The sequence below is a fragment of the Nostoc sp. FACHB-892 genome (assembly GCF_014698795.1).
GTDB lineage: Bacteria > Cyanobacteriota > Cyanobacteriia > Cyanobacteriales > Nostocaceae > Nostoc.
Window position 1 is genome coordinate 336,303 of record NZ_JACJTR010000004.1, and the last position, 16,081, is coordinate 352,383.

Annotated in this window: 22 protein-coding genes; 5 read left to right on the top strand and 17 right to left on the bottom strand. The window is 40.3% G+C overall.

Going from position 1 to position 16,081, the window contains the following annotated elements:
* Positions 1-7 precede the first annotated feature (7 nt).
* Positions 8-964: a hypothetical protein gene (locus H6G96_RS08305; RefSeq protein ID WP_190911001.1), complete on the bottom strand. Its 957-nt coding sequence runs from the start codon at positions 962-964 to the stop codon at positions 8-10.
* Between the two features lie 318 nt (positions 965-1,282).
* On the opposite strand from H6G96_RS08305, the gene H6G96_RS08310 reads away from it, so the two are divergent.
* The 3 genes from H6G96_RS08310 (at position 1,283) to H6G96_RS08320 (ending at position 2,534) form a co-directional block, all read left to right on the top strand.
* A complete protein-coding gene (locus H6G96_RS08310) occupies positions 1,283-1,705 on the top strand; it encodes a hypothetical protein (protein ID WP_190911002.1) in 423 nt (140 codons plus the stop codon).
* A gap of 242 nt (positions 1,706-1,947) precedes the next feature.
* The gene (locus H6G96_RS08315; protein ID WP_099103701.1) at positions 1,948-2,172 is read left to right on the top strand and encodes a DUF433 domain-containing protein; all 225 of its coding nucleotides are present in this window, start codon (positions 1,948-1,950) and stop codon (positions 2,170-2,172) included.
* A gap of 2 nt (positions 2,173-2,174) precedes the next feature.
* Positions 2,175-2,534 carry a DUF5615 family PIN-like protein gene (locus H6G96_RS08320; protein ID WP_190911050.1) on the top strand — a complete coding sequence of 120 codons (360 nt, stop codon included), beginning with the start codon at positions 2,175-2,177 and terminating at the stop codon, positions 2,532-2,534.
* Between the two features lie 146 nt (positions 2,535-2,680).
* Here H6G96_RS08320 and H6G96_RS08325 read toward each other — a convergent pair whose 3' ends face one another.
* The gene (locus H6G96_RS08325) at positions 2,681-3,160 is read right to left on the bottom strand and encodes a hypothetical protein (protein WP_190911003.1); all 480 of its coding nucleotides are present in this window, start codon (positions 3,158-3,160) and stop codon (positions 2,681-2,683) included.
* A 102-nt stretch (positions 3,161-3,262) separates the two neighbouring features.
* Between H6G96_RS08325 and H6G96_RS08330 the strand changes: the two genes are divergently transcribed.
* The gene (locus H6G96_RS08330; RefSeq protein ID WP_190911004.1) at positions 3,263-3,733 is read left to right on the top strand and encodes a hydrogenase maturation protease; all 471 of its coding nucleotides are present in this window, start codon (positions 3,263-3,265) and stop codon (positions 3,731-3,733) included.
* A 32-nt stretch (positions 3,734-3,765) separates the two neighbouring features.
* On the opposite strand, the gene H6G96_RS08335 is transcribed toward H6G96_RS08330, so the two are convergent.
* From H6G96_RS08335 to H6G96_RS08345, 3 genes are read right to left on the bottom strand one after another with little or no spacing between them, the layout of a single operon-like run.
* On the bottom strand, positions 3,766-4,140 hold the full coding sequence (locus tag H6G96_RS08335) for a hypothetical protein (protein WP_190911005.1): 375 nt from the start codon (positions 4,138-4,140) through the stop codon (positions 3,766-3,768).
* 18 nt (positions 4,141-4,158) lie between these two features.
* Positions 4,159-5,445, bottom strand: coding sequence for a nitroreductase family protein (locus H6G96_RS08340; RefSeq protein ID WP_190911006.1), 1,287 nt, complete (start codon positions 5,443-5,445; stop codon positions 4,159-4,161).
* Positions 5,408-5,896: an ankyrin repeat domain-containing protein gene (locus H6G96_RS08345; RefSeq protein WP_190911007.1), complete on the bottom strand. Its 489-nt coding sequence runs from the start codon at positions 5,894-5,896 to the stop codon at positions 5,408-5,410. The genes H6G96_RS08340 and H6G96_RS08345 overlap by 38 nt, the downstream gene beginning before the upstream one ends.
* A gap of 624 nt (positions 5,897-6,520) precedes the next feature.
* On the opposite strand from H6G96_RS08345, the gene H6G96_RS08350 reads away from it, so the two are divergent.
* Positions 6,521-6,730 carry a molybdopterin-binding protein gene (locus H6G96_RS08350; RefSeq protein WP_190911008.1) on the top strand — a complete coding sequence of 70 codons (210 nt, stop codon included), beginning with the start codon at positions 6,521-6,523 and terminating at the stop codon, positions 6,728-6,730.
* Between the two features lie 310 nt (positions 6,731-7,040).
* Here the strand turns inward: H6G96_RS08350 and H6G96_RS08355 are convergent, their stop codons facing one another.
* From H6G96_RS08355 to nifK, 12 genes are all read right to left on the bottom strand, one after another.
* Positions 7,041-7,292: a FeoA family protein gene (locus tag H6G96_RS08355; RefSeq protein ID WP_190911009.1), complete on the bottom strand. Its 252-nt coding sequence runs from the start codon at positions 7,290-7,292 to the stop codon at positions 7,041-7,043.
* A 103-nt stretch (positions 7,293-7,395) separates the two neighbouring features.
* Positions 7,396-7,695 (bottom strand): 2Fe-2S iron-sulfur cluster-binding protein, encoded by a 300-nt coding sequence (locus H6G96_RS08360; RefSeq protein WP_190911010.1) that lies wholly within the window; start codon positions 7,693-7,695, stop codon positions 7,396-7,398.
* Positions 7,696-7,886: 191 nt separating this feature from the next.
* A complete protein-coding gene (locus H6G96_RS08365) occupies positions 7,887-8,258 on the bottom strand; it encodes an iron-sulfur cluster assembly accessory protein (protein ID WP_190911011.1) in 372 nt (123 codons plus the stop codon).
* A gap of 125 nt (positions 8,259-8,383) precedes the next feature.
* The gene (locus H6G96_RS08370) at positions 8,384-9,193 is read right to left on the bottom strand and encodes a HesA/MoeB/ThiF family protein (protein WP_190911012.1); all 810 of its coding nucleotides are present in this window, start codon (positions 9,191-9,193) and stop codon (positions 8,384-8,386) included.
* Between the two features lie 10 nt (positions 9,194-9,203).
* Entirely contained in the window at positions 9,204-9,521 is a 318-nt protein-coding gene (gene nifW, locus H6G96_RS08375; protein WP_190911013.1) for a nitrogenase-stabilizing/protective protein NifW, read from the bottom strand.
* A complete protein-coding gene (locus tag H6G96_RS08380; RefSeq protein ID WP_190911014.1) occupies positions 9,518-9,733 on the bottom strand; it encodes a CCE_0567 family metalloprotein in 216 nt (71 codons plus the stop codon). Before H6G96_RS08380 ends, nifW begins: the two co-directional genes overlap by 4 nt.
* A gap of 135 nt (positions 9,734-9,868) precedes the next feature.
* Entirely contained in the window at positions 9,869-10,345 is a 477-nt protein-coding gene (locus H6G96_RS08385; protein WP_100900532.1) for a NifX-associated nitrogen fixation protein, read from the bottom strand.
* Positions 10,342-10,755: a nitrogen fixation protein NifX gene (gene nifX / locus H6G96_RS08390; protein ID WP_190911015.1), complete on the bottom strand. Its 414-nt coding sequence runs from the start codon at positions 10,753-10,755 to the stop codon at positions 10,342-10,344. Before nifX ends, H6G96_RS08385 begins: the two co-directional genes overlap by 4 nt.
* Before the next feature lie 306 nt (positions 10,756-11,061).
* The gene (gene nifN, locus H6G96_RS08395; protein WP_190911016.1) at positions 11,062-12,399 is read right to left on the bottom strand and encodes a nitrogenase iron-molybdenum cofactor biosynthesis protein NifN; all 1,338 of its coding nucleotides are present in this window, start codon (positions 12,397-12,399) and stop codon (positions 11,062-11,064) included.
* The gene (gene nifE, locus H6G96_RS08400; protein WP_190911017.1) at positions 12,399-13,781 is read right to left on the bottom strand and encodes a nitrogenase iron-molybdenum cofactor biosynthesis protein NifE; all 1,383 of its coding nucleotides are present in this window, start codon (positions 13,779-13,781) and stop codon (positions 12,399-12,401) included. The genes nifN and nifE overlap by 1 nt, the downstream gene beginning before the upstream one ends.
* Positions 13,782-13,887: 106 nt before the next feature.
* Positions 13,888-14,235, bottom strand: a complete 348-nt coding sequence (locus H6G96_RS08405; protein WP_190911018.1) for a Mo-dependent nitrogenase C-terminal domain-containing protein — start codon at positions 14,233-14,235, stop codon at positions 13,888-13,890.
* Positions 14,236-14,391: 156 nt separating this feature from the next.
* Positions 14,392-15,927 carry a nitrogenase molybdenum-iron protein subunit beta gene (gene nifK / locus H6G96_RS08410; protein ID WP_190911019.1) on the bottom strand — a complete coding sequence of 512 codons (1,536 nt, stop codon included), beginning with the start codon at positions 15,925-15,927 and terminating at the stop codon, positions 14,392-14,394.
* Positions 15,928-16,081: the final 154 nt, after the last annotated feature.

The following is a 16,081-nucleotide window of genomic DNA, read 5'->3' on the forward strand; positions in this document are numbered from 1 at the left end:
AATAGTATTAAACCGTTAGAATATTTGTTGCTATTCGCTGTGCTACATCTTTATTTTGCCAGTAACTTCCGTGAGCGCTGCCGCCATTTGCCAAAGCCAAAAACGTTTGTCGGATGGGGGGAGTTTGAGCAAATAAATTCAAAAAACCAGAGTCACCAGTAAGAACGTCTTCTACCTGAACGTAAGAACCAGAATCGGGAATTAATTTGGTGATCACATTTTCTAGCGGCCAAGCAATTGGATCACCAGGATGGATGAAATTGAGCCAACGCAACTCTCGATCTCTTTGGGTAAGGTTCTTCAACAAATTATTTAAACCAGGGCTGATGTCATGAGTACTTTCATCATTAGCATTTCTACCATTGATAGTAATTAAACTGAACAAGGCGATGGGAGAACCCATAGTCTGAATGCTAGCCAGCCGGATACCTTTTTTAGGGTTATCCCCAATCCCATAAAGCTGATCTCGAATAGCCTTTACACTTTGATAACCAGGAATTTCCTGATTATCCCAACGGCTGGCAAACAGAATGTCAAATAGTACGACCGTCCCCCAACTGTGAGTCACCAAATGTAGGCGATCGTTCGGTTCATAGTTTTCTAAGCCTTTAAATGTTTGGTTTTTGAGTTGGTCAGCCGCCATTGATCCAATTAGGCGGCTAATGTAGAGTCCCGCATCCCCTACAAATTGCAATATTTGCTTCTGACGAAAATCCTGGAACCAGAGTTGGTTCCACTTAGACGAGCCTTTCAGGTTATTTAGTAGTTCATCCAAAGCGTTTTGGTTGACATCACCCCAGTAAAGAGGCACTTTGATGCATTGACGATTACGATCTTTCTGCCGGACTAGCTTAACAATCGAGTTAAAGAACTTATCGGCATAGGTATAATTCTGCTTCCTTTCGTTTTCTTTCGATTCTCGTACATTTACGCCATGCAGAAATAAAATATAATCTTTGGCCATAGCTAACTCTGCCTTCCTAAAAAGAATTAATCAAAGCTGGTGATAATATTTTCAAGATTCCCATGAAAAATACAACTTGAATACATCCGGAAATATTATTTAAAATATATTCTTTTAATTGTGGTTTTTACCTTAATCTACAAGTATTCAACTATTACGGGTATCATTACTCTACTTTAGAGTGATTTATGCTTGAAATATCTCACAATCTAACTATTTATTCAAAAGTCGTAGCGTAACACACCAAAATCTCTAGAAACGATGCGTTAGGCTTGCCTTAATGCATTTGCATAAAACAGCAATTTACACGGTAAGCTTGTGTCTGATTTAGCGCTACATAATTATCTTCCTCGCGTTCCCGATGCAGCATTGCAAGAATACATAGAATGGTGTGTTTTAGAGCAGGCTCAAGCCGCAGAATGTAACTTTACTCCCGATAGAAGTAAGTTAGATAATTTGCCACCAGAAGACTATGTTCCTAAACTTGTCGAGCAGTTCATGAAAGTTAAACCAGACCCAATTAAAGCGGGTTTGGTAGCTGCGATCGCTGGCAAAGAAGCTGACCAACACGCTTTATCTGGTTTAGCGATCGCTGCTGATTTTGTATCTCTTTATGTCAAGTATTTAATTCCTAAAGAGGGAAGTACTAAAGAACAGGCTGAAGAGATATTAACTAAAGCATCACAACATCAGTATGAGAAATTAACTGAAGTTGCCAAGAAACATGGTGTAGAGTTCTAGTTTTCTGCTGATAACTTAGTTATACAGAGGCTTTGTCTGTCTCATCAGTCAGAGCCTCATATTTTGCAGATTATGGCAAAAAATCAAAATAATCGCAATCAGTAGAAGCTTGATGATGAGTTGTTCTTAGTCTTATACCTTTACTATGACCTTAAGCTTTAAAGTATGTTTCACTGCATTTATAGATACAGTGCGACATCTTATTTTATAATTTAGGAAACATATTATTAGTTTATAGTTAAATGGACAGAATTGTAGTTAACTCTCAGATTCATTTCGGTAAACCTTGCATCGCAGGAACACGCATCACTGTACAAAGCATTCTTGAACTGCTCAATGACGGACTTTCATTTGAAGAAATTATCCGAGACTATTATCCAGACCTACAAATTGAAGATATTCGTGCTTGCTTAGGATATGCGATCGCTCTGGTGGCAGCTGAAGACATACGCCTAGTATCTATTTGAGTATGAGATTATTACTAGATCAAGATGTGTATGCTGTGACAGCAAGATTTCTAGTTGATGCCGGATATGATGTCGTTCTTGTTGCTCAGATTGGTCTTTCGCAAGCAAGTGATGAAGAAATACTTAGAACAGCACAGCAACAGAATCGTATTCTTATCACACGAGATAGAGATTATGGAAATCTTGTTTTTGTGAGAGCAATGGGATCTGGAGTCATCTATCTCCGAATCCTACCTACAACTTTGAATAAAGTTCATAACGAGCTGGTACGAGTTATAGAAACTTACTCTGAAGTCGAATTAGTAGGGGCATTTGTAGTTGTACAGCCAGATGGACACAGGTTTAGAAAAGTATCTTTATAAAAGTTAAAAGTGTATTAAGTGTATGTTAGTTTTAGCGAGGTAAATCTAATATTTACAATGATGTTGGGTCTAAGCATCAGACCCAACCTACAAAATTACTTCCCGTTAATTGTTGAATTGGGATCGCTCCATAGAAAAATTTATAGTTACACCCCAGGTAGAGTAATACCAGTTAAGTGCTGGAAACCAAATAATAGAAAATTAAGAACTAGATAGGACAGAAACATTACAATTACTTCGTTTAAAGCTTTTTCAATCCATTTAGGTGAGTTATCCGACAGATATTGGCGCAGAAAAAACAAAATGGAAATAAGTGGAACACTGAGCCAGCCAAGCAGACCACCTATTAAAGGAGTTAGGATGGTTAGAAAACTTCCTCCCAAAAAGATAAATAACCAGTTAAAAAATTTTAGAGAGCCTATTATACCTTCAATAATTAGAGCAATAGTACAGCCTAGAATAGTGCATATAATTCCCCAAAAAATTACATAAATAACTACTGTAGTTGGCTCTGTAAGTTCAGGAGTATTAGAGGATAAATCCAATAAAGTTGCTATGATACCTAAAGCAATACCTAAGCAGAATCCCCAAAAAGCTCCCTTCTTGACTTCATCCCAAAAAACCATATTGTTAATCCTTGAACATTTTAAACATCTGTAAGCTGAATACATTATTCCCAATTCAGGCAGATGTATAACAAGTTACCTTAAACAATTAAATCTTATTCCATGCTAACTATTATTGGTTGCGGTAATCTAAATCGCAGCGACGACGCAGTAGGCGTAATTATTGCCCAACGCTTACAAAAATATCTAGCTCAAAACCCTCATCCTTACGTGCATGTGTATGACTGTGGCACCGCAGGGATGGAAGTAATGTTTCAAGCTAGAGGTAGTAAACAATTAGTAATTATTGATGCAAGTTCAACAGGTTCTGAACCGGGTGCTGTGTTTAAAGTTCCAGGAAAAGAACTGGAAGCTTTGCCAGAACCTAGTTATAACTTGCACGATTTTCGTTGGGATAATGCTTTAGCCGCCGGGCGGAAAATCTTTCAAAATGACTTTCCCGAAGATGTTACAGTTTATTTAATTGAGGCTGCAAATCTTGATTTGGGGCTGGAGTTAAGCCTTGTTGTCAAACATTCTGCTGATTTAGTCTTTGAAGAGGTAGCTGCACTCATCAGCCAAAATAATGAGTAGAAATTTTAAACTCCTAACTCCTAACTATTCTCTTACGCCCAATCCCGATAAACTGAAAGTTCATCTACCCTCATTTCAAAAGGTACGCCTTGAGTCTCTGGCGGACAAACACGGATTTTAGCACTGCTGACAATTCCATATAGTAATGTTCCCATTGGCACGATTTTTTGAAGAACACGCCAATTGGTAACTTGATCGGGACATTCAATTACCAATGTCAGAGCATTGGCAGGGGTTGTGACATACCACCGACAATTAGATAAAAGATTTTGAATTGTGCGATCGCAAGCGTCATAAAAGTATCTACTAATAGAATACTCTAGTTGCTGACGCAGTATAATATCCGCCGATGTCGGTTGTATTGGATGTGAGTCATCACCATTGAAGTAATACATCTTTCTAGCCATCTTTCTTTAGCTTCCTGCTTATATTCCAATCACCATTCCATAAAGTACATCTTTATTTGTTTCTAATAATTCTTGGGTTTCATCGTCATAATAAGCACCTATTCCACTACAGCTAATTCCCAAATAATTACTAGTTAAATAAAGTTTCTGTCCAAGAAAACCAGCTATTTGCATAGCAGTTTGATAGTTTAAATAATCTGACACAAAAAATAAAGTTACAGCGCTATCTCTAGCAATAGCCTGATTAATACATAAGTAACCTGTCTTTTCACTAAAATTACCTGTTTTAACCAGATACGTACCTTTATATAACCCAGGTGTCATTCCTTCTACTCGATGCACCACTGAGTAAATTTCTATCTCCTCATAGTTTTCTGTCGGTATTGACTGCTGAAGTTGTTGCACTACATATAAATAATCTTCTTGAGAAATAGACTCTTTCCGGAAACGTCTAATAGAACGTCTAGCCCAAACTGTTTGATAAAATTTATCCCGATCAAAATCAAATTGAGGATACTCTAATTTCTGCTGACAACTCTTTTGTAAAGTAGTTGCCTGATAGGCATCTTCAATAAATTGATTAGGTTCAAAATAATCAGTACCAGACACAAAAGGAACTTTCAATCTTAAGTGTCTGATTTTCTTGTCTTGTATTTCTCCTGACACCGCACAAGCAGTAATAAACTCCTTATTCTCAAAACCCAAATCTGAATTGAGAGCAAGTTTATCAAAGTCAAAAATTAGTTGTATATCTCGGTTGTGGAGAAAAGCTGAAGCTGCGATCGCACCTAAATGGTGTCCGCTATCTAAGAAGCAATATCTTATGCTCCTGTTTTGATATTTCCAGCTAGACCTATAATAAACACAACTAATTAAAAAAATGAATCCATTGATACTTTTGCTCGGTATAATATAATTCTCTAATCCATCATCAATTAATTCATAGATAAGAGTTAGACAATTATTCTCAACTTCTAGATGATATATCCCATCTATCATTCCCTTTACGCCGCGAACCTGTACGTAAACTTCCGTGGGATACAGAGCGCCTGCTGATGGATTTACCCGCAGTTTATAAGGGCCATCTTTATACACCTTTTCCAAAGTTATCGCACTGGTTAAGAAGATAAAAGAATGAACAGGATTATTGAGATTTAATTTCACTCTCCGATAAAACTTTGGATAAACTTTAAATGAAGATGGCTGTGTTGAGGCATCTACATAGTTTGGATCAAGTTGTACCGATAAGTACGAATGCTTAGTAGCGTCATGATAAGCTTTGCCCGATATCTGACTTGATGGCATTTTTAAGTATCCTTAAAACTTCTACGTTGCTAGCAAAATCTATCGCTTTATAATCGTCTAAGTTTTTTAAATATAAATTAGGTTTATGTTCTAAAAGTAACTTGACGACTTCTGTCTTTCCGGCTGAAGCTGCGTACATTAAAACAGTTGCACCATTATCATTTTGGTTATCAATGTTAATGTTGACAGATAACAGTAAATTAATTAAATCGTAGTGATTACCAAAACAAGCAAACCACAAAGCATTGTTGCAATCGCTATTTCGAGCATTGATATCCGCACCCGCATCAATTAGTTCTTTAACGACTTTATAAACTCCCTCTCTTGTCGCTTTCATCAAAGCTGTATCGCCATTTTCACCTAGCTGATTTAAATTGCTAGGGCTATAACCTTTTGCTATTAACCATTGGGTTGTTAATTCACTCAAATCTTGACTGCTTACTTGACTCATAATTGTTCTTTAAATGCCATAAATATAAAAAGTTTTTAAGCATAAATTTGCTTGGAAAACTTAATGGTGGGCATTACCCACCATTATTTTAAAATGCTATAAGACTAGCTGAAGTCTAGTAGTTTACCAAAGCCACTTTGCTAAGTATTCAAAAGTTTGGCAAAACAAAAAGTCTCTCTCTACTCCCCGCCGTCACTCGTTAACATTAGGTTGTGGAAAACTAAGTTAACTAGCAACAAATTAGCTTAGTTATATATTATCATTGTGATAAGTTTGAATTATGAATCATTTATAAAGATGCCCAGATATATCTAATGAAAAATATTGAAATATGATTAAAATGCAGTATTTGCTACCATACTATTTCAGAATCTAGTAGCGTATACAACTTGTGTGTAAATATTTACTAGCGCACTGTTGCAGAAGTTTGTCTAGCTTTAACAATTTGCTCAAGCCCGTTGTATTGCTAAAATTTGATATTACGTTTCCATTAAATCTTGTATTTAATAAAACAAAGATATTACTTTACATCCCGACACGTATTAAGAAATCTCAAATATCTTTCTTTTTCAACCAAAATTTGATAGTTTATTTAAGTAAAAATAAGTAAAACACAGACAAAAAATGGAAATTAGCGCTCGTAATTCTATCAAAGGTACTGTAAAAAAAATTGTACCTGGCACAGTTAATACTGAAGTAACTTTAGAAATTGCACCAGGAGTAGAGTTAGTGTCAATAATTACAAAATCATCAGCAGAAAAGCTGGGGCTTACAGAAGGTAAGGAGGCTTATGCCGTGATTAAATCATCAGATGTGATAGTTGCTGTTGATTAAAATATGGGCAACTTTTCTTGCAAGCGGTTTTATCTCTAATACCAAATTGCATTCATAATCTATAAATTGAGTGACCTCACTCCTGGAATTAATTAGGGCAGGAGTGGGGTCAATGTAATTCGTAATTCGTATTTACAATGAATGCTTGCTCTGTAATCTTTTAATTACAAAGTGAAAATTATTTTTAAGATAATCTTATTATAGATGTTAATTACAGCGTCTTTCAGGTGAATTAGGTACACAGGTAAGGGCACAGCACTGCTGTGCCCTTAAAATCATCTGTACTCATCAAGTTGTAATCTGCTGTAATTTAATTATTAATAATGCGGATATAAATAGCGCGGATACTTTCTATATCTAGTGCTAAAGATGTATTTCCTACTTTAATAATAAACGAAGGATAATTTTGTTCTAAAGTTATAGTAGCCCCTGGTGCTACGCCCATTGATCTAAGCTTTTGCAAGATTTTTTCATCTTTATTTTTACAGAAGGTGACGATTCCTCGTTCTCCTGTTCTCAATAATTCTAATGAACAGCCAGTTACACTGAAGTCGGTAAACATTGAATTATAAATGAAAAATTGTGAAAGGAAGAAGGAAGTATTTTTTCATCCTTCATCCTTCATATTTCATTTGGTCATCAAAGGCAGTAACCAAACTAATAGTTTAAACGAGATAAGGTTCTTGATGTGTCTTAATTGTGCAATTAGAACGAGGATAAGTGACACAAAGTAGAGCGAATCCTTTAGACATCTGCTCGTCATCCAGGAAGTTTTGATCGTCTTGATTAATTTCACCTTCAACAACCTTGCCTACACAACTAGAGCAAGAACCTGCTTGACAAGAAGCTGGCAAGTCAATATCGTTGTCGTGTGCTGCGTCTAAAATGTAAGTATCTTCGTCAACTTCAATTGTGGTGTCGAGGTCTTCTTTTTTGTTGATTAATCTAACTTGGTAGGTAGCCATTTTCAGATTCTCCTCAAACGTTATACAGTTGGTCTAATTTACGAATTTTTTGAGCAACCTATCCTACTTCTTGCTTCCCTTCTTCTTATAGAGATGCAATGCGAACTAGAAGCTATCTCAAGAGCATTGAAACTCTGCGGAATGCATTTATGGGAAGCCTCTACAATTGATTTGGCACTAACGGAATGATGTTAGCTGCAAGGTACACCAGTAGGCGTACCGTCGTCTGTTTTGAAGGATTTTCCACAACCGCAGGTATCAGTTGCATTGGGGTTGATGAATTTAAAACCGCTTTCCATCACTCCCTCAACGAAGTCAACAATAACTCCGTCTAATAACGGCGCACTTTTGGCATCAACGTAAACTAGGACTTTGCCTTGCTGGCTTACCAAATCATCTGGTTGGGGCTTGCTGGTGATATCGATCGCATATTCGTAGCCACTGCAACCACCATCTTTTACAGAGATGCGGACACCTTTAGTTGCGCCATTAGCGTCGGGTGCGGAACCTTTGAGGAATGCCCGCAGATGAAGTTCTGCTTTTTCTGATAAAATAACTGCCATGAAGTCTCCTGATTTGTAGCGATTAGTTGTTCTGATTTCAGGTGGGGTTGTCCTTCGTCATTTGTCAGTTGTCCTTTGTTATTCACTTATGACCAATGACTAATGACTAATGACCAATGACAAAATTAACTATTTTGTGCAATACCTGTGGGTGTGGGTTCCATCGAATTGGATTGTGCGTGTCTCCAAGGCGCACTATTGCCGCATACTGGACAAGAGCGATCGCGGTGAGAACGGCGTTTAGCAAATTCCATTCGATTCAAGTCGATTGTCAGCAATTGCGACAATAGAGGCTGACTAAACCCGGTGATCAGCTTGATAGCTTCCAGTGCTGTTAAACAAGCTAGGGTTCCAGAAACAGCGCCTAGAACTGAAAAGCCGCGCTGATCCCAATCAGGCTTTTCTGGAAACAGACAAGACAAGCAAGGAGTCACACCAGGAATAATCGTTGTCAGGTAAGCCTCCATCCCATTCATTGCGGCTTCCACCATTGGCTTACGCGATCGCACACAGGCTTCATTTAACAAATTGCGCTCTGTAAAGTTGTGGGCGCAATCAAGAGCCATATCGGCGGATTGCACTAACGAGTCTACGTTTTCCGGGGTAATGTAATCATGAACAGCTTCCACTTGGACATCAGGATTAATCGCATCCAGAGTTTCTTTAGCTTTGAATACTCTTGGCTTACCTACCCAATCATCAGTCATGAGAACCTGACGATTCATATCATCTTGCCGCAAGTCACCACCCCGGACTAGAATTAGCCGCCCAACGCCCGCTACTGCTAAGTAAAGCGCCGCCGTACCGCCTAATCCCCCCACACCTGTCACCAGAACTGTCGCTGACTTCAAGCGTTTCTGTGCTGTTTCGCCAAAATTCGGAAGCATCATTTGGCGACGATAGCGTTCTAATTCGGTAGGCGTTAGGTTAACCAATTTATACCTCCTAATCAGAAGTGATTTCTGTCAGTGTGACTACATTTTTCGGCTTGTCGTTAAACACTTTGAACAGCTTTTGTTCGTGAGCTGTCGATTCGATAAATACCTGATAGGCTTTTTGCAAAGCCAAAGAATATTGATTTAGTCTCTCTTCTTCGCTCAAGTCAGGAGAATTATCATCAATTTCCTGCATATATTGAGAAAACTTTTTCAGAATATGTAGACGATGTACATTCACAACTTCTAAGTCATAGGACATATTAAAGAAGTGAAAAAATTCTTCTGCATCTACGAGTTTCTTGAATTCATCAATAGTTCCAGTCATTTAGCATTCTCCAATTTTTTCAGATGTTGCTTCAGTTCATCTAACTTGCGATAGATTTCATAAGTTGCGGCGGCAACATCCATAAGTTGGTTGTAATCTGTTGGCAGACCTTCAGCTAAATCATGCAGATCCATTTTCATTTGACCTGCTTTGCTGTTAAGCCGTCTGATTTGTCCTTGTAGTTCCTCAATACTCGTTTCTTCTGCTTGCACAATCAGCCACTCCTTTTCTAAAAGTTAGGAGTTAGAAGTTATGAGTTATGAGTTATAAATTAGGAAGTGTAGATCATGAATTATCAGTTAATAGTTAATTCAACTCCTCACTCCTAACTCCTCACTCCTAACTATTTAAATTTTCCCAACTTCTGGAAAGCGTTTCGCCAAATCAAGACCTTTTTTGACGTAGTTTTCTCCCTCTTCTGCTAATTTCTCTAACGAGTCAAAACCAAAGCGATGAGCATCTCGCAAGGTTTTCACAGTTAGCAAAAGACGACCAGAAAAAACTAGCGCCCAGCCAAATCCTTCATGGCTCAAATCAACTACAACCTGGGATATCAAACCTGTTTCTTGTTCAATCCCAGCCGCTACAGCTCGAAAAAATGCCATAATCCGGGCTTGAGTTACCGCATCAACTTCACCCTCAACGGAGATTTCCCGTTTCTTTTGTTTGGTAACAATAAAGGGTTTGAGAATCAACTCATCCGACCAAGTACGATAAACTCCATAGCTGTCTTGACCACGGATTTGTTTGATTAATACCTTAAGAAAAGGTGAGTTCAAGACTTCAGTTGTAGCGGTTCCGTTAACACTATTATTTGCGGTCATACTGTTGCTTCGTCTTCGATTTCATCAGCAAAGTTTGTGGTTTTTGGCTGTAAAGCTTTACGCAACCAAGGTGGAGGATTACCTTTGAGGGTTTTCACTAGCTTATTTAGCACTTCACTAATTTCTTCTTCTTCCGATCGCGCCTTCACTGGGGTGACACCTTTCTTGATTAACCGAGCGGCGGCACTACCACCAATTGCTGTTACGTAAATAATTGTACAGTCGCCTATTGCTTCAAGTTTTGGGGTGATTTTGTCTTCATTCCCATCTTCTTTGAGTTCGCCTTCAAAGGTGAGGGTTTCTATGAAGTGATATCCCTCATCGGTAATTTCGTAAACATCAATCATTTTTGCCCATCCAAAGTGGGCATTAATATGAACTCGGTCACTCGTCGTGAAGGCTATTTTCATCGTAATTCTCCTCTCTAAAGTTTTGAATTTTGAAGCAATACGGTTCAGTTAGTAATATTTAGCTTTGGAAGATCCCCCTTAAAAAGCTTCGATGTATACACAAGTCTGAAATAGCTGATTAACCAAGGTTTTACTCCACCCTAACCCTCCCCTTATAAAGGGGAGGGAACTAGATTTGATTTATTGTTTCCCCCCTTTATAAGGGGGGATTAAGGGGGGTAATTCGACTTGTGTATACACGCCTTAAAAAGGAGGGTTAGGGAGGATCAACTCTTAACTGAACTGTTTTGAATTTCAAGTGTGAATTCAAAACTCAGCGCCCACAATTCCGAACTCTTGGAATTGCTTAACTCTCGCTTCTTCTGCCTCTAAAAACAGGTTGCCGATGCCAAACAAAAGTTCCATCGTGCCTCGATAACCAACTTTGGTAAATTGACCATTACCTAAGCGGTCATAAATGGGCAATCCTAAACGATAAAGAGGAATCGAAAGGCGTTTTGCGATCGCACCCACATTCGAGTTACCAATCAGCAAATCAGAACCGCCTGCTAGACTCTCAAAGTCTTCTAAATCGCCGATGGTAATGCTTTTCACCGGGAGTTTTTCTAAGAGAGGCGATCGCGTGGTTGTCACCACTGCATGAATTTGCGCTCCCATCGATTGCAGGAAATGCACGGTTGACCACAACAAATCTGGTTCCAGTGCTAAAGAAACTCGTTTTGCACCGAAGTAAAAGTGAGTGTCCAACATCGCATCTTGCAACTGACGGCGTTGGCGGCGGTATTTTTCGGGTACGCTGTTACCGCTCAGAATCGCCAATGCTTGGATAAACTCATCTACTGGTTCTAATCCCGTCAGTTCGCCAAACACCTCATAAGGTGTGCCAAAGCGTTCTTCGAGAATCTTGGCAGCCCCCCGCATACTTTCGCCCAATGCCAGGGTAAAAGCAGAACTACCGACTTCTCGTAGCTGTTTTAAGGTAGTTCCACTGACTGTAACCGCACTATAATTATCCTCTAAATGTCCATCTAGAGAAGCGCCAAGGTCAGGTACAAAGATCGGCACTAATCCAAAGGATGTGATTATCTCTTTGATTTCCTGTACATCCCCAGGTGTAAAAGCAGAACCCGCCAAAACAGTGACTTGTTCAGTTCTGAGTCCACCCGCGCGAGGAATTTCCTTAACTATGCTTTCGACAGCAACAGCAAAACCATCTTGTAACGCACCTTTAAAATCTGGGGTAGGTGCAAAAACGATCGCTAAATCATTCAATTCGGGATGGCGATCGCGGATTTCCTTAAGAAATCCCTCAATGTCATCGCCCCTAGTTTCCGTTAACCCAGTACTACATAAACCAATAATTTCCGGGTTAGCCTTTTCCACCAGAGTCAGAATTGCTTGCTCCACATTCTCTTCACCACCCAAGATAGTAGTAACTTCCGTCATCGCTGTGGTAGCTAGGGGAATCGCTTCCCGGAAATGCCGCACTAGGACAACTTTGGCGAAAGCAGTACAACCTTGAGAACCGTGGAATAAGGGCATTGTCCCTTTCAATCCCAAAAAGGCTAAGGTTGCGCCCAAAGCTTGACTTTGCTTGAGGGGATTAACTGTCAGTGCTTTGTTAGAAGCGGTAACGATCGCCATTAAACTTCCTCCTCTTCTTCCCAAGGAGCGGGTTTGCGTATTTGTTCCCAAATCGGGCTATACAGAGCTTCGTACAGTTCTCGCGCCATCTCAATCATTCCCACATAACCTGCATAAGGATGGTGGCGTTCTTGGTTGATATCAAGGAAAGGAATTCTAGCTTTCAAAGCTGTGTATTGGTTACGTCCACCAGCAATCAGCATATCTGCGCGAGTGTCTTTAACCAGTTGTAGCAATTCTTGAGCGTTGCCTTTCTCTAGCATGATGCCATCGTTGCCAATCAACTTCTTGATTTTGGCTTTATCTTCTTCAGTACTTTTCCGAGTACTGGTAGCAACAACTTCAATACCTAAGTCTCTAGCAGCCGAAATAATCGACCAACTCTTGACACCACCTGTATATAACACAACTCGCTTACCTTTGAGTCGAGCGCGATAAGGAGCTAATGCCAAATCTAAAGCAGCCGTTTCTTCTGCAATTAGCTTTTCTGTCCGCTCTTGTAAATCAGCGTCGCCTAATTTAGCGGCGATGTTTCGCAGACAACGATTCATATCATCGATGCCGTAGAAAGACTCTTCAATGTAAGGGATGTTGTAACGCTCCTCCATCTTTCTCGCCATATTGAGCAGCGCTCGTGAGCAGATCATGACGTTGAGCTTGGCGCGGTGGGCATAGCGAATTTCATTGTAGCGAGCATCGCCCGTAATTTTAGACAAAATACGGATGCCTAATTTTTCTAGCAGTGGTGTTACTCCCCACATTTCACCGGCGATGTTGTATTCACCGATTAAGTTAATATCATAGGGCGTTGTATGTTCCGGTTCTGCTGTTCCGACAACATATTCTAATAAAGCTTCACCGCCAAAACGGTTGCCGAGATTTTTACTGCCAATGAATCCTGGAGCAATGACGGGAACAACAGGAGTACCAATTTTCTCAGCCGCCGCTTTGCAGACAGCATCCATATCATCGCCAATTAAGGCTGTAACGCAAGTGGCATAGACGAATACTGCTGCTGGTTGGTAGCGCTCGTGAAGTTCCAGAATCGCTTTGTAGAGTTTCTTTTCGCCACCGAAGATGACATCATTTTCACCCAAGTCAGTAGTAAAGCCCATTTTGTAGAGTTGAGGACCAGACGACAGACTACCACGACTGCCCCAGGAATTACCAGCACAGGCGATCGGCCCGTGGACTAAATGAGCAGCATCTGCGATCGGCACTAGAGCAATCATTGCACCATCAAAGGCACAGCCCCCTTGAGCCGCGCCAGGTTGTGCCTGTTGGGCGCAAGACTTGTTTTTCTTCTCAGTTTGTTTGTGCTGATTATGCTCGCATCCTGTCTCAGTCAGCAGCTCGTTGATTTTGCCTTGGGTGCTTTTCATCTCTCTTCTCTTAATTGTTAATTGTCCTTTGTCATTTGTCATTTGTTCTTTGAATAACTAACAACTAATGACTAATGACCAATGCCCCATGCCCAATGCCCAATAATTAGCAAATGTATTTTGTGACATCCTCTCCACATACATCGGCGAGGTAAGATAGAGCGCGGAAACGCAATCCTACAAATTCGTCATATAAAGGATTGAGTTTACATAGTGGTGGAATATCAATAGTCTTCCCAAATAATTTAATTTGTCGCTCAAAGGGACAACAACAAGGAATTGTTTGGCAAATTAGATGAGCGAAGCGATTATTTTTAACCTGAATTTCATCCACCACACGGCGCAACGGATTAAAAAGATTGTGGAACCATCCTGGTTTTTTCTGGTTAGGTGGATGGTAATTAGGATGAGGATGAGTGTGAGTATGTTCGTGAGTGTGATTGATAGTTTCCATCTATAGATACCTTGGGTAAATGCTATCAAGAAAAAGGGGAGTTGGGGATTGGGGATTGAGCATCGGGAATTGGGATTGGATTCCCTATTCCCTATTCCCGACTCCCGACTCCCCTTCTTCACCCTTTAATTAACACGTTGTGTTTCTACGCAATTTCTAACGAATCAAGTCGTAGGAAATATCTGTCTTAGAAGGAATGTTGGTGTTGCGATCGATTTCTTCAAACAGGGTGTTTACAGTCCAGTTGAGGAGGTTGATCACACCTTGATAACCAATGGTGGCGTAGCGGTGTAAGTGGTGGCGATCCATGATGGGGTAGCCGATTCTCACGAGGGGAATCTTGGTGTCGCGCCACAGGTACTTACCGTATGTGTTACCAACTAAGAAGTCTACTGGTTCGGTGAACAACAGTGAACGCATGTGCCACAAGTCCTTACCAGGCCAAACAGTTGCATGTTGACCGAAGGGGCTAGAAGCAAGCAATTCTTTGATTTCTGCTTCAAATACTTCGTTGCTGTTGTGAACCAAGATATGCACAGGTTCAGCACCCATTTCTAGCATAAAGCCAACTACGCTGTATACTAAATCTGGTTCGCCGTAGATAGCGAAGCGCTTGCCGTGAATCCATGAGTGAGAGTCAGTCATGGCATCAACTGCACGACCGCGTTCGATTTCCAATTCTTGAGGAATGGGGATACCACTCAATTCGCTGAGTTTCATCAAGAATTCATCAGTACCCTTAATGCCCCAAGGACGGGAAACTGAGGTTGGTTGCTTCCATTCTTTTTCGATGTACTCGCGGGTTTTGGGTGTAGAGTGTGCTTGCAGAGCGATCGTAGCTTTCGCATTGATTGAATCTGCTGCATCTTCTAACTTTGTTCCACCTGGGTACATATCGAACTCACCTGTGTTTGGTGAATCCAAGTAGTCGCTGTTGTCGGCTAGAATTGTGTAGTCAAAGCCGAACAAGGAAGCAATCCGCTTGATTTCGCGGTTGTTACCTACGTAGGTATCAAAACCTGGAATGAAGTTGATTTTACCATTGCTGGTTTCTTTCTTATGACCTGCGGTCAAGTTAGAAAGAATTCCCTTCATCATGTTGTCGTAACCAGTGATGTGGGAACCGACAAAGCTAGGGGTGTGAGCGTAAGGTACTGGGAAATCTTGAGGAACTGAACCAGCTTGTTTAGCGTTGTTGATGAAGGCTTGTAAGTCATCACCAATTACTTCTGCCATACAGGTGGTGCAGACAGCGATCATCTTGGGCTTGTAGAGTTGGTAAGAGTTCGCCAAGCCGTCAATCATGTTTTGCAGACCACCAAACACGGCTGCATCTTCAGTCATTGAAGAAGATACACCAGAGAATGGTTCTTTGTAGTGACGGGTTAAGTGGGTGCGGAAATAAGCAACGCAACCTTGAGAACCTTGAACGAAAGGTAGAGTACCTTCAAAACCAACAGCAGCAAAGATTGCTCCTAGTGGTTGACAGCCTTTAGCAGGGTTAACGGTTAAAGCTTCACGAGCGAAGTTCTTTTCACGATAATCCCAACCCTTTGTCCACTCTGCAACCCGTTGTACTTCTTCGGCTTCGTGACCGTTTTCAAACTGCTTTTTGTTTTCAAATAGCTGTTGGTACTCAGGCTGGTGGAATAACTCGACGTGATCTTGAATTTTTTCTGGATTCTGAGGCATTTCTTCTGGACTCCAAGCTTACTGAATTCTTTTACTGATTGAGGTGCGAGTGGGGAGTAGGGAGTGGAAATATGATTCAAAATTCAAAATGCAAAAATCAAAATAAATTTTTAATCTTTCAATTTTGAATTTTGTATTCCCAACTCCCCCCTGG

Bases quoted from the DNA above. Each gene is read 5' to 3' on its own strand.
- H6G96_RS08325 (WP_190911003.1), bottom strand. From the start codon at position 3,160: ATGGTTTTTTGGGATGAAGTCAAGAAGGGAGCTTTTTGGGGATTCTGC.
- H6G96_RS08345 (WP_190911007.1), bottom strand. From the start codon at position 5,896: ATGAGTCAAGTAAGCAGTCAAGATTTGAGTGAATTAACAACCCAATGG.
- H6G96_RS08385 (WP_100900532.1), bottom strand. From the start codon at position 10,345: ATGACCGCAAATAATAGTGTTAACGGAACCGCTACAACTGAAGTCTTG.
- H6G96_RS08330 (WP_190911004.1), top strand. From the start codon at position 3,263: ATGCTAACTATTATTGGTTGCGGTAATCTAAATCGCAGCGACGACGCA.
- H6G96_RS08355 (WP_190911009.1), bottom strand. From the start codon at position 7,292: ATGTTTACCGACTTCAGTGTAACTGGCTGTTCATTAGAATTATTGAGA.
- nifK (WP_190911019.1), bottom strand. From the start codon at position 15,927: ATGCCTCAGAATCCAGAAAAAATTCAAGATCACGTCGAGTTATTCCAC.
- H6G96_RS08350 (WP_190911008.1), top strand. From the start codon at position 6,521: ATGGAAATTAGCGCTCGTAATTCTATCAAAGGTACTGTAAAAAAAATT.
- H6G96_RS08335 (WP_190911005.1), bottom strand. From the start codon at position 4,140: ATGGCTAGAAAGATGTATTACTTCAATGGTGATGACTCACATCCAATA.
- H6G96_RS08340 (WP_190911006.1), bottom strand. From the start codon at position 5,445: ATGCCATCAAGTCAGATATCGGGCAAAGCTTATCATGACGCTACTAAG.
- H6G96_RS08360 (WP_190911010.1), bottom strand. From the start codon at position 7,695: ATGGCTACCTACCAAGTTAGATTAATCAACAAAAAAGAAGACCTCGAC.
- H6G96_RS08320 (WP_190911050.1), top strand. From the start codon at position 2,175: ATGAGATTATTACTAGATCAAGATGTGTATGCTGTGACAGCAAGATTT.
- H6G96_RS08365 (WP_190911011.1), bottom strand. From the start codon at position 8,258: ATGGCAGTTATTTTATCAGAAAAAGCAGAACTTCATCTGCGGGCATTC.
- nifN (WP_190911016.1), bottom strand. From the start codon at position 12,399: ATGGCGATCGTTACCGCTTCTAACAAAGCACTGACAGTTAATCCCCTC.
- H6G96_RS08315 (WP_099103701.1), top strand. From the start codon at position 1,948: ATGGACAGAATTGTAGTTAACTCTCAGATTCATTTCGGTAAACCTTGC.
- nifE (WP_190911017.1), bottom strand. From the start codon at position 13,781: ATGAAAAGCACCCAAGGCAAAATCAACGAGCTGCTGACTGAGACAGGA.
- nifX (WP_190911015.1), bottom strand. From the start codon at position 10,755: ATGAAAATAGCCTTCACGACGAGTGACCGAGTTCATATTAATGCCCAC.
- H6G96_RS08405 (WP_190911018.1), bottom strand. From the start codon at position 14,235: ATGGAAACTATCAATCACACTCACGAACATACTCACACTCATCCTCAT.
- H6G96_RS08305 (WP_190911001.1), bottom strand. From the start codon at position 964: ATGGCCAAAGATTATATTTTATTTCTGCATGGCGTAAATGTACGAGAA.
- nifW (WP_190911013.1), bottom strand. From the start codon at position 9,521: ATGACTGGAACTATTGATGAATTCAAGAAACTCGTAGATGCAGAAGAA.